Consider the following 17484-nt stretch of genomic DNA (forward strand, 5'->3'; position numbering starts at 1 on the left):
AATGGTTCAATGAATATTGCCAATATTGGAGCCGTCGTAACTCGGCTTCGAGGTTCGGAGTGCCTTAGCTGTTCTCTTAGCTACGATACTTCAGGGCTACTGAAAGCCCCTCGCCTTCAGGCAGGGGATTAGTTACAGTAATCTAGTTTAATTTACGCACAGTCAGCGTTAGAAAATCTCAACTACTGCCATCTTCGCAGGAACTCCCAAAAAATAGGTATGAATTGGTAACACGCAGCACAGGCAGGATTTTTCATGCCTTTCGATAGATCGATCGACCTCAACGTTCTGGGTAGAGTGGGAGAAAAGATAAATTGCGGTTTGAAACTATGGCATCCTCCCAACCCCTCAAAGGCATTGAATTGATCGACTGCGCCAAAGCTAACGCCCAACAAGGAATCGCCACAGCCGCTGAGCTTTGCGGCTACGGAGGCGACCTCAACACCTTCGAGCGGGAACTGAAACAGGCTTGCCAAAATATCGGCGTCGAAGTCAAGGAATTGAGCGATTTGATTACGGATCAGCAGATGATGAAAGAAGGAATGGGCATTGAAATCGCTCCAGATACTCCCTCAGAACTCTAGGCTCAATCTCCACGGCACCAGTTTTAGAGCTAAAACCGCCCCGACAGGAGTATTGTCAGTCTGCTAGCTGAGGCAGGCTAGAATGTTTTGCATGGGAGCTTCCGACTTTAGCCGCCAGGAGTCGCGTTTTCTCCCGCGAACAGGGTGCTTTCTGGAGGGTGCACAGAGTGTTAGGAGGACTGTCGTGTCAGATCAGCAAGACCGAATTATGCGTTTGTTTATAGAGGAGGCTAAGGAGCACCTCGATACTCTAGAAAATGGTTTAGTGGATTTGAAGTCCACGATGAAAGACCCCGAAAGCGTCCAAGAGATGTTTCGAGCCGCCCATTCGGTAAAAGGAGGGGCGGCCATGCTCGGCTTAGATAGCATTAAAACAACTGCTCACCGCTTGGAAGATTGTTTTAAGGTGCTCAAGGACGGGCCCGTCAAGCAAGTTGACCAAACGGCAGAATCCCTATTTTTAAAGGGAGTTGATACGCTTAAAGACTTGCTGGGGCGATTGGAGGGGCCTTTTGGCTTGAGGAATGAAGAGGGAGAAAAACTCGTACAGCAGGTGATGCCTGTTTTTGGTCAACTGGAAACTCACCTCAATAACTTGGCGTCTGGCAAAGTTCGGGCGGTTGCTGCTGGGTCTGATGCGCCCGCCGCTCAAACATCGGGTGCTGTGCCGGCGAATTTTGCTGTTGAAGTGATGACTTTACTTAAAGAAATGTTGCAGGTGTTCAAGCAGAAAGAATCGGCTGCTAGTCGCTCCGAGTTGACGGCTGTTTGCGTTCGCCTCTATAAGTTGGGAGGTAAAATTGAGACTTGGCAAAATTTAGTTAAAACAGCTAGAGCGGCGATCGTCAATCCCAAAAACTCTTATAAAGTCTTAGCTCCGCTGATTATCAAAGAACTCAAGGAGGCTGGGGATTTGGTGCAAGGGGGGAAAGTCCAGACGATCGCTCCGAGTAAAAATTTGCTACTTTTGGCAGCAAGCCCAAAACCAGCAGAGCCAAGCGCCCCAGCAGCCCCAGCCGCAGCCTCGAAGCAAGTCGCACTTCCCGCCGAACCGAAGGCGGTAGTCAAGCTTTTGCTCAAAACTTTCAACAAAAAGCAACTCTCGGAAATCGCCAAGTTACTGGTTCACGCCATTAAATCCTCGAACTAGGAGTTTTGGCAGTAGAACGTAGAGTCACAGCAATATTTGTGAGACGGAAAATTTTCTGGTGCGTGCTGGCCGCCTAAGTTCAGCAGCAACTATAAAAAATTCACTCATTCGAGATTTTTGCCCTCTACCTTCTACTGTTGGGCAACCCTGCGTTAGAATTAGTGGATATGTGGGCGTGCAATATTGTACCAGAATTAAAAATCGAGCAGGCTTTATAAGGCGGTAGCTGTGAAACCAATTCATTCATTAGAAGATGCTTTAAACCGCTGTCAGGCGATGGGAATGCGCTTGAGCCGCCAGCGTCGATTTATTCTAGAACTTTTGTGGGAGGCAAAAGAACACCTCTCGGCTCGCGAAATTTACGATCGCCTCAACCAACAAGCAAAGGCGATCGGGCATACTTCTGTTTATCAAAATCTCGAAGCTTTGTCTAGAGAAGGGATTATTGAGTGCATAGAACGATCGGAGGGACGCTTGTACGGGAATGTCAGCGACTCTCACTCTCATGTCAACTGTCTTGATACGGCTCAGATTCTGGACGTTCATGTGGAACTGCCGATCGACTTGATCGAACAAATCCAAAAGCAAACTGGTGTCAGAATTGTAGACTACCGGATAGATTTCTACGGATATAAATCGGCAGAGTCCGCCACGGAAGCATAGAGTGTCAGCGATACGCCAAAGGCTTCGTAACCGATAAAGCCGCCGCGGGAAGCAACACCGCTGTTTTTGCTCGACCTGTGGGTCGTCTAAAATGATTCAAGTATTTAGCTAGGTTCGATCGGTTTTTTGACCCTCGCGCGCCGGAATTCGGCACAACAAAAATAAAGTGAAACTCGATCGGCAAGTTTGACGATCGGGAATAAAATTTACGACTAAACCCAAAAAATCAGTTCTACCCGCTACACTTAAAATTTTAGACCAAATCCGGCTTGAGTACCCCCTTGATTTTTTAGTATGCTTGGAGTGGACTTCGTTTGGGTAGGATAGGTTTCAACCGCTGAGTCTTATCCAGGGAATTTCTGACCCGGATTTATACCAATTCTCGCCTCCAGAAAGCAACAATGATGAGTGTGGGTTTGTTGACGCTCACCTGAGATCCGGGTGCGTCGCTCAAAGATTGTGGATATTCTTTAAGATTTACGGGTGGCGACGCACCATACAGATACTGTTGCATGAGTTTTGAGAATTAGTATTAGTATTAGACTTTACTTCATCCCCCCCAAATTTATCGGCAGAGTCAAATCTCAAATCTAATATCTAAAATTGCTCGACAGACTGGGGATTTCTAGTGTTTTTTCTGCTAAACGACCCCGGGATCTGTGAATAACAGTCTGATAACTGGTATGATTTACGTGCTTCGAGAGCCGAAAATGCTCGGAAGCAACCAGTGGGGCAGGACACGAACCTCACTATAAAACGCCGTAGAGGGAAAGATTGCCAGTACCTTGAAGGAAGTTCTCGATCTCCTTAACAGGAGTCAGAAGCCGACATCACAATCTATGATTTGATGTGGGAGTGTCAGGCTTTACAGCGCATTACAGGACAGGCTGAAGTAATGGCGAGACGACAATCTGACCAATTCCACACACCACCGCAATACAACCCATCCCTCAAACCGACGGCACAGTTCAGTGCAGAGGCGACAGGCGATGCGAGTTCCTCAGCAACGGCGTCGCCGATAATCGAGGGGAAAAGAACTTTTTGGCAGTGGCAGCTAATCTGGCTGAGTCTCCTGGTGGGATTTGGAGTAACGGGTGCCGCTGCATTTCTGTGGTTGCTGACGATGCCGCCGCCTCCCAATTGCCAGCAACTCTCGCCATTAGCGGCGGACGGAGAGCGACTTTACTGCGCTCAGCAAGCAGCTAAGTCGGGCAAACTAGAACAGCTAGAATCGGCAATGGCACTGGTGCAGGCTTGGCCGAAAGAACATCCGCTATACTCGCAGGGTCAACATTTGATAGGGGAATGGTCGAAAGCCATTCTGGGATTTGCCAAGGCAAAAATTGAGATGGGCGATTTGAAAGGCGCTCTGGAGATTGTGGCGAAAATTCCGAAAACCAGTCCGTCTTACCCAGAGGTACAGGAGGCTGTTACTGCTTGGGAAAAAAATTGGCAGGAGGGCCAAAAACTCTACGATACAGCCCTAGCAGCTTTGAAGGCTGAGGATTTAAAGAAGGCGTGGGATTACGCTCAAGCTTTGTTCAAACTGGAAAATATTTTCTGGAGTCAGAAGCGGTACAACGAACTGATTCAGCAGATATCTTTGGAAAGAAACGGCTGGCAGCGCTTGCAAGAGGCTAGAGATTTGGCGAAGGACGGAACTCCGCAAAATTTCGCTGAGGCGATCGTCCTGGCTCGCAAAATTGACTCGCAGCTTTTTGCCCGCGCTAAAGCTGAGAAGGAAATTGAGGGCTGGAGCCGGACTTTGCTGGCAATGGCTACTAAGCGGTTGGGGGCAAAAGACCTGCCGGGGGCGATCGAGGCTGCTTCTGTGGTGCCACAGGATTCGCCGCTGTTTGCGGAAGCTCAAGATTTGATGCAGTTGGGTAGGGCTCAGGCGGTGACGTGGAACCAGTCGATATCAACACCGCTGGCGCAACACATTTTTAGCTTGCTGGAAGGGCAGGGGGCTGCTAGCCAAATTGCTCCGGGTCGCCCTCTGTACAAGCAAGCTCAAGTTCAAATTGAAAATTTGCAGGTGCAGTTTCAAGATTTGCTGCGGCTGGAAGTGGCGAGCACGATCGCTAGTTTCGGTCAGGTAGGGGCGTTTCAGGTAGCGATCGAGCAAGCGCAAACGATCGGACTCAAGCAGCCGCGGAGGGTTCACGCTCAAACTTTGGTGGCTGCTTGGCGCCGGGAAATTCAGCGAATCGAAGACCAATCTTTTCTGACGCTGGCGAAGCAGTTGGCAGAAACGGGAACGGTTGAAGGATTTAAGGGCGGCATCGCTCAGGTACTCCTGATCGCTCAAAACCGCCCCCGCAGGATAGAGGCGCAAACTCTCTTGGCTCAGTGGACGAAACGCATAGAAGTTATTCAAGATCAGCCTTTTTTAGATGAAGCGATCGCCCTGGCGAAGCAAGGAAAACTTAGCGCTGCGATTGAAAAAGCTTCGGAAATTAAGAGCGGTAGGACTTTGTACGCCAAAGCTCAGGATAATGTCTATCAGTGGGTGAGCGAACTGCAAGTTGCTCAAGACCGACCGATTCTGGATCGAGCTGCGGAATTGGCGTCTCAAGGCAGTCTAGGAGCGGCGATCGATACGGCTTCCCAAATCGGTTACGGTAGAGCGCTGTATTCAGAGGCAGCAGGTGCGATCGGGCGCTGGAGTGCCGAACTTAGAGCCAACACTGCACCGCCGCCGGAGCCCGCTCGTGATTCCGCGCCAGCTCCGCGACAGGAGGAGTACGCGCCAGCTCCGCGACAAGAGGAGTACGCGCCAGCTCCGCGACAGGAGGAGTACGCGCCAGCTCCCGAGCAGGCTCCCGCTCCCGAGCCTTACTATCCGCCCGCGAGGCAAGAGGCCCCGGCTCCCGCTCCCGAGCCTTACTATCCGCCCGCGAGGGAGCCGGAACCTTACTATCCGCCCGCGAGGGAGCCGGAACCGGAACCTTACTATCCGCCCGCAAGAGAGCCGGAACCTTACTATCCGCCCGCGAGACAAGAGGCCCCGGCTCCGGCTCCGGAACCTGCTCCTCCGGCTCCGGCTCCGGAACCCGCGCCGCCCTCGATTCCTGAATCGGCTGGGCCTCCTGATGCTAATTTGATCCCCGAATAATTGGGTTTTCGCGCGATCGGCCTCTAAAATCTCAAATGTAAAATCGAGTGAGTAATTTCCAACTGCTGTCGATCGATGGCGACCCCATTTTCCGGCTGGGGCTGCGAGTTGCTTGCGAGCAGTATCCAGACTTGCAAGTTGTCGCAGAGGTTTCAACCGGAAGCGAGGCTTTGCGGATTCTAGAAGCTCGCTCGATCGGCTCTGGAACAGCCAAGAAGCCGGCAGATTTGGGAATTTTGGCTGTTGAGACTCTAAATTTGCGATCGGGTCAAATAGAGGCACTGGAATTTTGTCGCGAACTCAAAAATTTGTACCCCAACCTGCCGCTGTTGCTGCTAGGCGGGCCGCTGACACCGGAGCAGTTGGCGGAAGTACAGGCAGCAGGCGCGAATGGCTATTGTCCTAAAGGTAGAGATATTTCCCTGACAATGGAAGCTATTCGCGCGGTGGCATCTGGTTGCACTTATTGGGCGACAGATACGGCAGCTAACTCGGAAATAGAACTAAATGCAGCGGTGGTTCAAATAGTAGAAAACTCCGCATCAAGTGCAGATAAAAATGCAGATAATTCGACAGTTGATACGCCAGTACACAAAAAAATGCTGGCTTATTTTTGTATTTCTGGACTGCGGGAAATAGATGCAGCTTTGGCGGTTGTCAAAGCTGATTTGCAAGAGGTTAGAGCCGCAGATCCGACAGATTTGCCATCTATTTTAGATGGGGTTGTACTAAGCGGGCGCCGACGAGAATTGCTGGCCGCTCGCTGGATTGTCAGTCAGTTATTATTTGAAGGAAAAGAGGAGAAGGCAGAAGGCAGAAAGCAGAGGGGAGAAGGCAGAGCGGAGAAAGCAGAAATTAGAGGCGAGAATTTGTTAAATAATTCTGAGTCGCAATTAGCGAATTCCCAAGTTTCGGCTGAATCTTTGGTGGTTGCAACTAATTGGCAAGGTAGCTTGTTTGACTCGGTGGCTGCTAAATTGCAGTTTGATTTGGTTAATTTGACTGGCTTGCCTTTGGAAATCGATATTTTGCGATCGGCCAAAAAGCGCGAATTGATGAGTTCCATCCTGCGAAAGTTACAGGATTTGCTGGAGGAATTGCGCTTTTCGCAAGTGCAGCAAACTCAATTGTCGCAAAAAATGCCTGCTATTTTACGGGATTTGTGGGAGGCAACAATCATAGATTTTTTTGGGAGATACTATACACTGCAAACGGGAGAAACTCGGGTTTTTGATGGCAGTCAAACAAGCTTAAAACTGGGAGAAAGTCAAGGGGGAAGCGCTGCTGATATCTTGGCAGGCAGCGGTGTAGAAGTTGTGCCGGTGCTGCTGGCAGATGCTGATGCAGTTGCAGCAGAAATCCTTGACAAAATACCGATGACAGTTGATTTTTTTGCACATTTGCTATTTGAAATCCCGCTAACAGTTGACAATATTTCTTGTGTTGCTGGCAGCCCGGAAGCGATGAAGCGAGCTGAAGCTTTGTTAGAAAATTTGGCAATTCAAGTTGCTAGCGGAGTGGTACAGCCTCTGCTAAATAATTTGGCGAATATTGAGGAAATCAAGCAAATTTTTTACGATGGCAAGTTGATTTCGACGCGAGAAATTGAGCGGTTTCGGAATGATTTGTCGTGGAGGTATCGCTGGGATAGCTATTTTGTGGAACCGAAAGCTATTTTTGAAAGCAGGTTTTGGCTGTTTGTTTTGGGCGATTATGGAATTAATAGAATTTCTATTTATGCTCCGAGAAATCCGGAGTTAGCACAGCTTTCGGGGTGGCAGTTAGCGTTGACGTTGCTGCTGGAAACCAGAGATGCGATCGCGCCTAGGGTTCGCGCGGTGATTTCGCTGTTGGGTGCTGCTGTTGTTTATGTTTTGACGCAGGTGATCGGGCGGGGAATTGGTTTGATCGGGCGGGGAATTATCCAGGGAATTGGTAATTCTTTGCAAGATAGCAAGTTTGGGAAAAATGGGTAATTGGTTACAGGATATTCTAGGTATATAGAGTACACTAAAGCCAGTATATTAACAGGGAAATTAAACCTTACTGTACTTCATAAACCCGGAGTTGGTTGGTATCTTGTAGCTGCAACAAAGCTTCGGCAACGCTCAATTTGAGTTCTCCTTGTTCGAGGTACGATTCCTAGGATTTATTCTATTTTTTATTACAGCCTGACTTCATGCCAAAAATCATTATCGGTGGTAGATTATACAATTTCAGGAATCTTAATTAAGATATCTTTTTGGTATTTACTATATTTGCCATAAGGCGGGTACTGCATCATCGAGAAACCACTCCCAAAATTCTCTTCTCTTCAAATCGTCCCCAACTCCCTTTTCCCATGTTGCACCTCCACAGTACGCTAGAGAAGCATGAAAGCAAGCTGTCCAAAAATCAGGCTCGGTCTCTATTTCTGGGAGACCCACAGTATCAAAATCAAGATCGTATAACGTTGCATTGACTGCTGAAATACAAGCAAATCCAGCATAAGCAGCTACAAAATATTGTGGACCATTATCCATTAAATCTTCTGCTTGACTGTAAAAAAGACTTTTTTTACGTTCTAATTTCTCGCTTTCCAGTTCTCCCACTAAATATTTCTCTGCGTCATATAATAACTGTCGAGCAGAGCTATCGGCTAATTCACATGATTCCCAATTCTGTAGAACTTTAAGTGCACAATTTAGCTCTAGCCTAGCTCTCCAGTAGTGGGCAACATATTTTGGTTTAGTTGGAAGAAACTCTTCAAATTCTTTGTATAATTTTTCCCGATTCAAAGCTGGTAATTCACCTCTTTCAGTAATACTAGAACGACCCTCTTTTAGAATCTGTTGAATAGCTTCAGGTAAGGCATTCATAGCTAATATTCCTGAATATTTGGGGGAGTGACGGTTCCATATCTTGGTAACTTTGAATAATTGTAGTTGTTTATTAGGGTTGTCGGAAATTCTTGTCCCATTTTTCACAACTTCCTCAGCAGCTTTTTAAAGTTGAGGTTTTGTTGTCCCTGCAAATAGATATCCTGCTCCTTGTGCAGCGTTTTCTGTAACGTGACGTTCATCAATCTGTTGCCAGCCTTTCTTTAATTAGGGTATTTTTCCTTACTGAACCCATTATTTTTATTGATTTGCCCTATTCATTATTCATTATTCCTTCTGCTATAAAATGTTGGTGCTTGGTGGTATGATAACTAAACGGTATCCAGTCGATCGCAAGCATCTAGGGTACAAAGCCCCCGGATTCATCGGTAGGAGCAATTTAAAATCTAGCATGAGTTGACTTTTTATGAGTATTATGATATCGATTGATGCCGATCGCATAAACAGTTTAGATTTGTCTCCGGTGCGGACAGTGATTGAAAAGTGGCTGGTAGAAGCAGCGATCGCCCAAAACGAACAACAGCTACAATTTGAAATTGAGTATCCGCGCGAAGAGTTAGATCCGCGAGAAATTTCGGAAATTCCCGAAGTGCGGCTGTGGTTTATTCGCTTGGATGCTTGTTACCCTTGGCTGCCATTTTTGCTGGATTGGAAAGCGGGAGAATTGGCGCGCTATGCCGCGATGTTGGTGCCGCACCAGTTTCACCAAACCCAAGGTATTCAGTACAATCCTGAAGCTTTGGAAATGTTTTTGATGAACAAAATTTTTGTGTTGACTGATTGGTTGAATCAGCAGGGAATCCCCAGTAAATCGAAGTTGATGGCCATGTCGCAGATGTTTGGTTATGATTTGGAGGATGCTTTTTTTGATGTGATTGTGCCGCACAAATAAGCGATCGCCCATCTAATTAACATAGTCCTAATTAGGTAGGTCAGTGTATACCTAAAGACTTACGCACAAAGGTATAAACCAGGTTTATTCCCTTGTGGGGCGGGCTTTCCAGTCCGCCTCCGAAGCTATAAGTTCCATCCACAACAGCTTAATTAAGCTTAACAGCAACCGCAATCAGACTTTAATAAAATCTTTAAACCAGCGCGCCTCGCAAAATTGTTGCTGGACTTCAGAATTTTCTCAGAATTTAGAGTTAGTTTAAATAGACAACGATCGCCCGATTCAATCGATCGAGGAAATTTACCATGAAAACAGATTACCTCATCGTCGGCAGTGGTTTATCAGCACTGGTTTTCGGAGCTTTGATGGCAAACTCCGGCAAAACCGTACACATCCTCGAAGCTCACGAACATCCGGGAGGCTTTGGTCACACCTTTACGATGGCCAAAAAATACACCTTTAATGCCCAATTCCACTACGTTTGGGACTGCGACGAAGGACATACAGTCAATCGAGTTCTCAAAAAACTCGGTCTCGATCGAGATGTCACCTTTGAGCGGTACGATCCGAATGGCTACGACCACATGAGAATGCCTGGGTATGCGCTCGATATTCCTTCGGAACCAGAGGAACTGATCCGCAGATTGTCGGCGCTGTTTCCCGAAGCGGGCGAGAGAATTCGCAAATTCGTCAACGAAGTCGAGAAAACCGGCGCGGGACTCAGAAAACTCGCTCCTCCCGTCAAACCAATTGAATTGCTCAAAAATTTCGGTGACGTATTCTGTGCTGTCCAACACCTCAACAGTACACTTCAGGACGTTTTCGACAAGTTCCAACTCCCGCAAGCCGCCCAAACCCTATTAGCCCTGCAATGGCCGGACTTTTTGCTGCCGCCAAATCAGCTTTCTTTCTATGCTTGGATTGCCTTGTTTAGAGGCTATCAAGAAGGTGCCTTTTACCCGACGCAGCATTTTGAAGATGTCATCAATTCTTTAGTTAATGTCATTGAATCCAACGGGGGGAAAGTTCTATTAAACCATGAAGTCACGAATTTTAGGGTGACAAACAGAACTGTAACGGGAGTTGAAGCGATGGATTTGACTACGAATCAAACCCAGGAATTCACGGGCGAAACGGTGATTTGCAACCTCGATCCCAAAAGAGCGGCCAAGATGATTGGAGAGGAACTGTTCTCTAAAAAAGTGCGGCGGAAACTCAACTATGAGTATTCTGCATCTAACTACATGGTGTACTGCGTTGTCAAAGATATCGATCTCCGAGACTATGGATTTGGCAAGTGGAATACGTTTCATTCCGAACATCTGGATCTGAATGAAGCTTTTGCTCAAATGTACGAGCAAAATGATTTTTCTCGTCCGAGTTTTGCAATTACGACGCCAACTTTACTGACGGAAGCGCGGCGGGATTGTCCAGAAGATTGTCAAATTGTCGAATTTCTGACTGTTGCTAATTACAGCTATTTTAAACAGCTTTGGGAGAGCGATCGCAAAGCTTACAGACAGAAGAAACAAGAGATTCTGGACTCGATTTTAGATGTTGTTGAAAAAGACTATGTTCCGAATTTCCGCAAACACATGGTCTTTCATATTACCGGAAGTCCGACGACTAACGAGCGCTTCTGTTGGTGTCCTAACGGTAATTCCTACGGTTCTAGCCTGACGCCGCGCAACATGGGGGTCGATCGGCTAAATCACGAAACATCCCTCAACAATTTCTATTTCTGCAACGCCTCCTCGGGCTATCCAGGCTTTGCGCCGACATTTTGGACGGGGGCGCTGCTTTATCAACGTTTATCCGGCGACGCGATTTTAGGCTAGGAGGAATTGGTTACTCGGCGATTGAAATCGCTACTACAGAAACGAAGTCTGCCTCCGCAGACTAAAAAATAAAAAGGGCATCACATCCAACCTGGCAACGAGAGAAAGCTAGAAAAAGGTTCTTGTCCCCCCCTCCCGCGGGGGGTTAGGCAGGGTGGATTAATTGTCATCCTAGAAATAGGTACGTAGTTGGGCTTTAGCCCTCTTTATATATACGTCTAAAGAGGGCTAAAGCCCAACTACGTACCTTTATTAATTAATATAACAGTTGCGTCCCAGACGCGAGCTTTGAGCGGTGCTTTCTGTCGTTTCAGTTTTCTTCTCCTCACAATAAAACCACCCTGCTTATTAAGGGGGGTTAGGGGGGATCGGATCGTTTCTCCAATAGCTTTTAAGCATTCGATGATTAATGTTCCATTCTATCAATCTAGGAGTGAACTATGAGAATTGCAATTGTTGGGGGCGGAGCCAGTGGTATGGCAGCAGCCTACTGGCTCGATAAACAGGGGCATCACGTCACTGTGTTGGAAAGTCAGCCGATTTTAGGCGGACACATTCGGACGCTGAACAAAAATGTTGCGCCCAATCAATCTGAGTGCAGTGAAATATTAGAAAATGGGGTGCTGGAATTTCCCACTGTGTTTTACAATTTCGCGGCTTTTATGCAGGAACTAGGGGTTGAATTAGAACCAGTGCAAATTGGTTCAGCGCTGTTTCTTAAAGATGGCAGCCACTTTTTATCGGCGGTCTCTATCCGAAAGAATTTCACCGGAATCCAACGCCTGATCGAGTATTTGCGGCTGGATAGTCTCTACGCTCGTTCGGCGGGATTTATTTTGAAAATGCGGTTTGCTAAACAGCACGATTTCTACGATGTGCCGCTTTCTGAGTCTTTGAAAAGCTCCTCCGTCCGCAATTATTGGCTGAAGTTGCTGACGATGTACAGCTACTCGATACCGTTTGAATTGCTCGACAATTTTCCGGCGGAATTAGCGATGCCTGTTCTGCGCGAATATGCCTCGGTCAACTGGGTGAGGATTAAAGGCGGGGTGTATTCTTACATTGAAAAGATTCTGGAGCGGTTTAAGGGCGATATACGGCTGAATGTGGAGATTGCCCAGACTTTCAGAAGTGCTGATGCTGTAAAAATTGTGCTGGCTAATGGGGAGAGTCAGGAATTTGATAAGGTGGTTTTTGCGATGCCGCCCGATCGAGTAATGAAGCTGTTGTCCGACCCTACAGATGCCGAAATCAAGCGGTTTTCAGCGTGGGAACCCAATTATGCCACGACTGTGCTGCATTCGGATACTTCAATGTACGATCGCTACGGCATCCGCAAGTTATCAGAATTTGATTTTTTCGAGACGAACAAGGGATGGGGATATAATGCGAGCTTGAATCAGCTTTGCGGCATCAAGTCGCCGCGAGAGTACAGCTTAGCCTTTAAACTCGAAGAGTCGATCGACAAAAAGCAGATTATTCACATTCAGAAACATCACACGCCGCTGTACACTGTCGAGTCTTTTCGATATCGAGATGAAGTTATCGAAACTAATGGCGAGAACAACACTTATCATGCGGGAGCTTATTTGGGTGATGGTTTGCACGAAGGAGCTATTACCTCTGCTTTGCGAGTCGCGAAATTAATCGGGTGAGATCAATAGTGATGCTACAAACTCTCGCAAATATCGGTCAATTTCTTGCCGGTGCAGCACTCTCACAAAAGTAACGATCTCTGCATCAAAAGTTAAACCAATGCCAGAGTTGCCGGCTCTGATGCGAGAGTGATTTTTTTCGTTGGCTAAACTGCAACACAACCCCCCGCAGGTAAGTAGACATCATGGCTCACAGATGCGGGCATTGTCGATCCGCCTAACTGAGTACCCTCAAAGTTGGCTCCCATGAATGTGGCCCCGCTCAAATCGGCTTCGCTCAAGTCTGCATAGCACAGCCTAGCCCAATCGAGGTTTGCCTGCACCAAAGAAACTCCCACCAGATTTGCCCTGGTTAAATCTGCTCCCCTCAACTGGACGCCCCGCAACTGAGCCCCGCTGAGATTGGCTGCTAACAAATTCGAGCCTTCCAAATTGACCCCGTTCAGTTTGGCTTCGCTCAGGTTGACGCCATTCAGATCCGTCCTGCTCAGGTCGATGCCGTTGATGTAAGCTTTGCTGAGATAGATGCCTGTTAGTTGAGCGCCAAAAAGCTTTGCACCGCTGAGTTTTGCCCCTCCGCAGTTTGCCCAGTTGAGGTTGGCTCCGGTGAGGTTCGCGCCCCGCAGGTTGATAAATTGCAGGTCGGCTGTACACAAATTGGCGTTCCAGAGGGTGGCGCTCCGCAGGTTGCTACCTATGAGTTGGGCGCCGCTCAACTTGGCCCGGGGCAGTTTTGCTTTGACGAGGAAAGCTCCGCTGAGATTGGCTTTCGTAAGGTCTGCGTCTGCTAGTCTGACTTGGCCCATTTTGGCAAAACTCAGATTTGCCCTGTAAAGGTTTGTGCCGTTGAGTTCTGCTTTGGTGAGGTGCGCCCGACTCAGGTTAGCTCCCGACAGGTTAGCCCTCGAAAGGTTGACCCCCACCAAGATGATTCCGCTGAGGTTGGCTCCGCTGAGGTTGACACCCGCAAAGTCTCTGTTTCCATTTTCGTAGTCTTTGAGCAGCTCGGTTACTTCCATACGGGTCAGATTCCTAATATCTGAAATTTATTTATAAATACGCACTCTTTATAACTATTTTATATCTAACCGAGCGGATGCGATCGCACTTTGAAGAAAGCTAGAAATTAACTTGATATTTTTAAATATACTTTGTTCTTTTTCAATAGTCCAGACTGTTTTTAGGTCGCAGTCTGAAACCCTTGATTTTCCGCTGGCAGCTTGTGTGCCTCGGGAAGCGTTGCTTGCCGTTATAGAATCGCCCTGAAATCCTTATTCTACGGTTTACAATCAAAAACTATCAGAAGTGTTGCATTAACAAATTTATACATTAATTGGTGATTTGTGTATAATTACCTTTTCACCTCCGTCGCGCAGTGATTTTAGATGCTCGGGGTCTCCAGATACACACCAATATCCTACTGTGCTCTAGCCACAACCTAAAAAATTACTAATTTCTTGAGAGGTTTTCCCATCATCTATAGTAAAATTAATATTCTTGTTGTCAACTGCGGCGAACAGCTTTTTTAAATTGAAACTGTAAATTTGTTCGTCGTGTTCGCGTCAGGTGTCGCGAAGGCTGGCACAGTCGTAGCTCCATATTTTATCTGCTGTCATTTTTCCTTAAAATTAGATGTGGAACAACTTGATAAACGAGAATAATTCTCTATTGTCTAGCAGCATTTAGACGATCGCGCTTTGCAATATTGCTTTAAGTCGATCGGGGTTAAAAATAATTTCCGACATTGTACTTCTGACGGATTTCTCGATCGACCTAACGGTAGAGTCTATTCGCTCAAAACCTACCGGATAATATACAGCAGATTGTAGAAAACTAACAGCCAGTAATATCTGTATAGGATCACCGCCTCTACTGGCAGTTAGGCAGATGTGTCAATCTATGTTATGCTGAGTCAAAATTGAGGAACGATCATGTCCAAAGAAAGAAAAAGCAACAAAGAAGTCAAAAAGCCAAAGAAACAACCTGATGGTGTTGCTAAGCCGAAGGATGACAAAAAAAATTATGGGATCACGGACGGCCGCAAGTAGAGATAGCTGCGACTCTCGGGGTTGCGATTAATTCTGTTCAATTGTCATTACTATCAATTTTCAACAAATTTGAATATCCTATTTTGGGATAATCAAAAAACAGGTTTATTATATCTAGGGGAGATGCAGTGCTAAACCCAAAGTATAATGAAATCTGTTTTTAGCCATGAATATGAAACATTCCGTCGCAGATCGAATTTAACATCGTCTATGTAGAGTTTCTTGCCCAAAAAATATAGTTTGCTCGCCCAAATCCATCAAATCCCATCACAGCGATATCTCAGTCACCGCAATATTACCCCCAAAACACACGTCAACATCAGTCCCCGCCGCCCGATCGCGCGAGCCGTATTCTCCCGCATAATAAAAGTATTCTCCCTCCTGGCGGTAAACCACAGGCAGCGGCTCAGTCGAAGGCCGGCAAAACACAATTTCCGGTTCCGCACTTCCGGGCGCTAAATGGGGCAAATTCACATTCCAAAAACACCCAGACTTGGGTTCCCGCTTCAGCAAATCCGCCAACACCCGCGATGTCCAGCGAGTCGCTAAATCCCAGTCTATTTCGAGCGGCCTTTTAATCCGGTGGGAAATTGCGATGCCCGGAATACCGTGCATTGCTGCTTCCCGCACAGCAGCAACCGTACCGGAAATGTACACGTCAACCCCCAAATTGCCACCTGCGTTAATGCCCGAAAGCACCAAATCCGGCTTCGCACAAACGTGATTGAGAGCAATGCGAACGCAGTCTGCCGGTGTTCCGCCTACAGCATACTCAAATTCCGATCGCCGATCGACATGAATCGGACTGTGGGTCGTCACTTGATGCCCGCAGCCGGACAATTGCCCTTGAGGAGCCACCATAATTGTTTTGCCGCTGACAGCCTGCAAAAGTGCCTGAATGCCCGGAGCGTCTATGCCGTCGTCATTGGTTAAAATTATTGTCATTGAAAATTTGCCGAAGTCGGGGAAAGGACTAAAGTCCTGACTGCAAACATTAGTTTGACAGATTTGTTGTCAGGACTTTTGTTTTTTCACAAAGGACTAAAGTCCTGACTACAAACATTAGTTTGACAGATTTGTTGTCGTGAGGACTTCTGTTTTTTCACAAAGGACTAAAGTCCAATGGCACTGAAAAAGTGAGCAAAAAAAAATCTGTAAGGCAAGATATACATAGATAATTGCCTTACAAACCAAAATATCTCTCTCCCGGCAATGCCAAATCGTGCATGCATTCTCAAACAACAATTTTTGCAGAGCGTTGCCTCACCTTGGGAAAAGCTGCTGCCAGATTCGTTAGTCCATTCGCTTCTAGCGAATGAGAAGATCACCTACTACCAAAGCGTCTACACACCGATAGTCACCTTGTGGGCGATGATATCCCAGGTACTCGATCCCGACAAAAGTTTGAGTCAAGCCGTGAAGCGAATGAGTACGTGGCTCAGTGCGGCCGGAGTCAAGCCTCCTTCTTCTGATACCGGGGCATACAGTAAAGCTCGTAAGCGACTACCAGAAAAACTCGTTCAACAGTTAGTACCCATAGTCGCAGAGGCTCTAGAGGCGCAAGTTCCCATAGAACAACAATGGTGTGGACGACGAGTGCGGGTACTAGATGGAACAACAGTGTTGATGAGTGATACTGCTGCTAATCAAGCCGAGTATCCGCAACACAGCAATCAAAAACCCGGGTGTGGATTTCCCATCGCTAAAATAGTGGTACTCTTTTCATTGCTCACTGGGGCTGTGGTATCCGCTGGCATAGCTTCCTTGGCGAGCAGTGAGATTGTGATGAGCCGTTTGATTTATGCAAATTTAGTCCCCGACGATGTGATATTGGCAGATCAAGCTTATGGTAATTATGTCGATTTAGTTTTGGTGAAACAACAAGGAGCAGATGCTGTTTTTCGTAAAAATCATCTCCGTAAAACTGACTTTCGACGGGGAAAGAAGTTGGGAATTGGCGATCACAAAGTCGTCTGGAATAAGCCCCAACAGTGTCCCAACCACATGACTTTTGAGGAATTCGAGGCATTACCGTCTAGTTTCATTGTCCGGGAAGTATGCTTGCGAATTAAGCGCCGCGGCTTCAGAGCTGAGCGTATCATTGTAGTGACAACATTGGTGGATGCCAAACGGTACACTGTTGAAAACTTGACTTTTTTATATGGACTTCGTTGGTCGGCAGCCGAAGTCAATTTACGCTATGTCAAAACCACGTTAAAAATGGAGATGCTAACAGCGAAAACTCCGGTGATGGTGAGAAAGGAAATCTGGACACACCTACTAGCTTACACTTTATTACGTACCATTATGTGGCAGGCTGTATCTTCGTCAGAACATACAGCTTTTCAAGTCTCATTCCAATCAACTCGGCAGTTGTTTAATCAGTTCTTGACCCTGTTGGCAACTACAGAAAAACGCCAACAGCGACAATGGCGTCAATTACTTTTGGAACAGGTGGCAACTAATTTACTCACGATTCGACCTGAGCGTTCTGAACCTAGAGTTTTGAAACGCAGGCCGAAACCGTATCCTCGAATGCAGGAACCTCGCTCTGTCTTGAAAGCTAAACTGCGGGCGTGATTAAGCCTTTTTCAGTGCCATTGGACTAAAGTCCTGACTACAAACCTTAACCAACTTGTGGTAAAGTTTTGTGTCGG

Annotated in this window: 13 protein-coding genes; 9 read left to right on the forward strand and 4 right to left on the reverse strand. The window is 46.9% G+C overall.

The features are described from left to right. The first annotated feature begins 329 nt into the window (after positions 1-329). The 3 genes from QUA56_RS31810 (at position 330) to QUA56_RS31820 (ending at position 2397) form a co-directional block, all read left to right on the forward strand. On the forward strand, positions 330-584 hold the full coding sequence (locus tag QUA56_RS31810; protein ID WP_172192057.1) for a hypothetical protein: 255 nt from the start codon (positions 330-332) through the stop codon (positions 582-584). 82 nt (positions 585-666) lie between these two features. Then, a complete protein-coding gene (locus QUA56_RS31815) occupies positions 667-1734 on the forward strand; it encodes an Hpt domain-containing protein (protein ID WP_333366537.1) in 1068 nt (355 codons plus the stop codon). Positions 1735-1962: 228 nt separating this feature from the next. Next, positions 1963-2397 carry a Fur family transcriptional regulator gene (locus tag QUA56_RS31820; protein ID WP_333366539.1) on the forward strand — a complete coding sequence of 145 codons (435 nt, stop codon included), beginning with the start codon at positions 1963-1965 and terminating at the stop codon, positions 2395-2397. A 370-nt stretch (positions 2398-2767) separates the two neighbouring features. Here QUA56_RS31820 and QUA56_RS31825 read toward each other — a convergent pair whose 3' ends face one another. Then, positions 2768-2911: a hypothetical protein gene (locus tag QUA56_RS31825; protein WP_333366542.1), complete on the reverse strand. Its 144-nt coding sequence runs from the start codon at positions 2909-2911 to the stop codon at positions 2768-2770. 333 nt (positions 2912-3244) lie between these two features. On the opposite strand from QUA56_RS31825, the gene QUA56_RS31830 reads away from it, so the two are divergent. Further along, on the forward strand, positions 3245-5515 hold the full coding sequence (locus QUA56_RS31830; RefSeq protein WP_333366545.1) for a hypothetical protein: 2271 nt from the start codon (positions 3245-3247) through the stop codon (positions 5513-5515). A 47-nt stretch (positions 5516-5562) separates the two neighbouring features. Beyond that, positions 5563-7491, forward strand: a complete 1929-nt coding sequence (locus QUA56_RS31835; RefSeq protein ID WP_333366548.1) for a DUF3685 domain-containing protein — start codon at positions 5563-5565, stop codon at positions 7489-7491. 276 nt (positions 7492-7767) lie between these two features. On the opposite strand, the gene QUA56_RS31840 is transcribed toward QUA56_RS31835, so the two are convergent. Continuing rightward, positions 7768-8373: an Imm5 family immunity protein gene (locus QUA56_RS31840; RefSeq protein WP_333366550.1), complete on the reverse strand. Its 606-nt coding sequence runs from the start codon at positions 8371-8373 to the stop codon at positions 7768-7770. A gap of 427 nt (positions 8374-8800) precedes the next feature. On the opposite strand from QUA56_RS31840, the gene QUA56_RS31845 reads away from it, so the two are divergent. From QUA56_RS31845 to QUA56_RS31855, 3 genes are all read left to right on the forward strand, one after another. Then, on the forward strand, positions 8801-9286 hold the full coding sequence (locus QUA56_RS31845) for a CRR6 family NdhI maturation factor (protein WP_333366553.1): 486 nt from the start codon (positions 8801-8803) through the stop codon (positions 9284-9286). A gap of 305 nt (positions 9287-9591) precedes the next feature. Next, the gene (locus QUA56_RS31850) at positions 9592-11124 is read left to right on the forward strand and encodes an NAD(P)/FAD-dependent oxidoreductase (protein ID WP_333366556.1); all 1533 of its coding nucleotides are present in this window, start codon (positions 9592-9594) and stop codon (positions 11122-11124) included. A 440-nt stretch (positions 11125-11564) separates the two neighbouring features. After that, positions 11565-12779, forward strand: a complete 1215-nt coding sequence (locus QUA56_RS31855; protein WP_333366559.1) for an FAD-dependent oxidoreductase — start codon at positions 11565-11567, stop codon at positions 12777-12779. A gap of 146 nt (positions 12780-12925) precedes the next feature. Here the strand turns inward: QUA56_RS31855 and QUA56_RS31860 are convergent, their stop codons facing one another. Together QUA56_RS31860 and surE are read right to left on the reverse strand one after the other, a co-directional pair. After that, entirely contained in the window at positions 12926-13798 is an 873-nt protein-coding gene (locus tag QUA56_RS31860) for a pentapeptide repeat-containing protein (protein WP_333366561.1), read from the reverse strand. A gap of 1296 nt (positions 13799-15094) precedes the next feature. Next, complete coding sequence (surE, locus tag QUA56_RS31865; protein ID WP_333366564.1) at positions 15095-15772, reverse strand: 5'/3'-nucleotidase SurE; 678 nt, start codon at positions 15770-15772, stop codon at positions 15095-15097. Positions 15773-16039: 267 nt separating this feature from the next. Here surE and QUA56_RS31870 point away from each other — a divergent pair, with 267 nt between their 5' ends. Further along, positions 16040-17407: an IS4 family transposase gene (locus QUA56_RS31870; RefSeq protein ID WP_333366567.1), complete on the forward strand. Its 1368-nt coding sequence runs from the start codon at positions 16040-16042 to the stop codon at positions 17405-17407. Positions 17408-17484 lie beyond the last annotated feature (77 nt).

The sequence above is a fragment of the Microcoleus sp. N3A4 genome (assembly GCF_036701805.1).
Lineage (GTDB): Bacteria > Cyanobacteriota > Cyanobacteriia > Cyanobacteriales > Microcoleaceae > Microcoleus.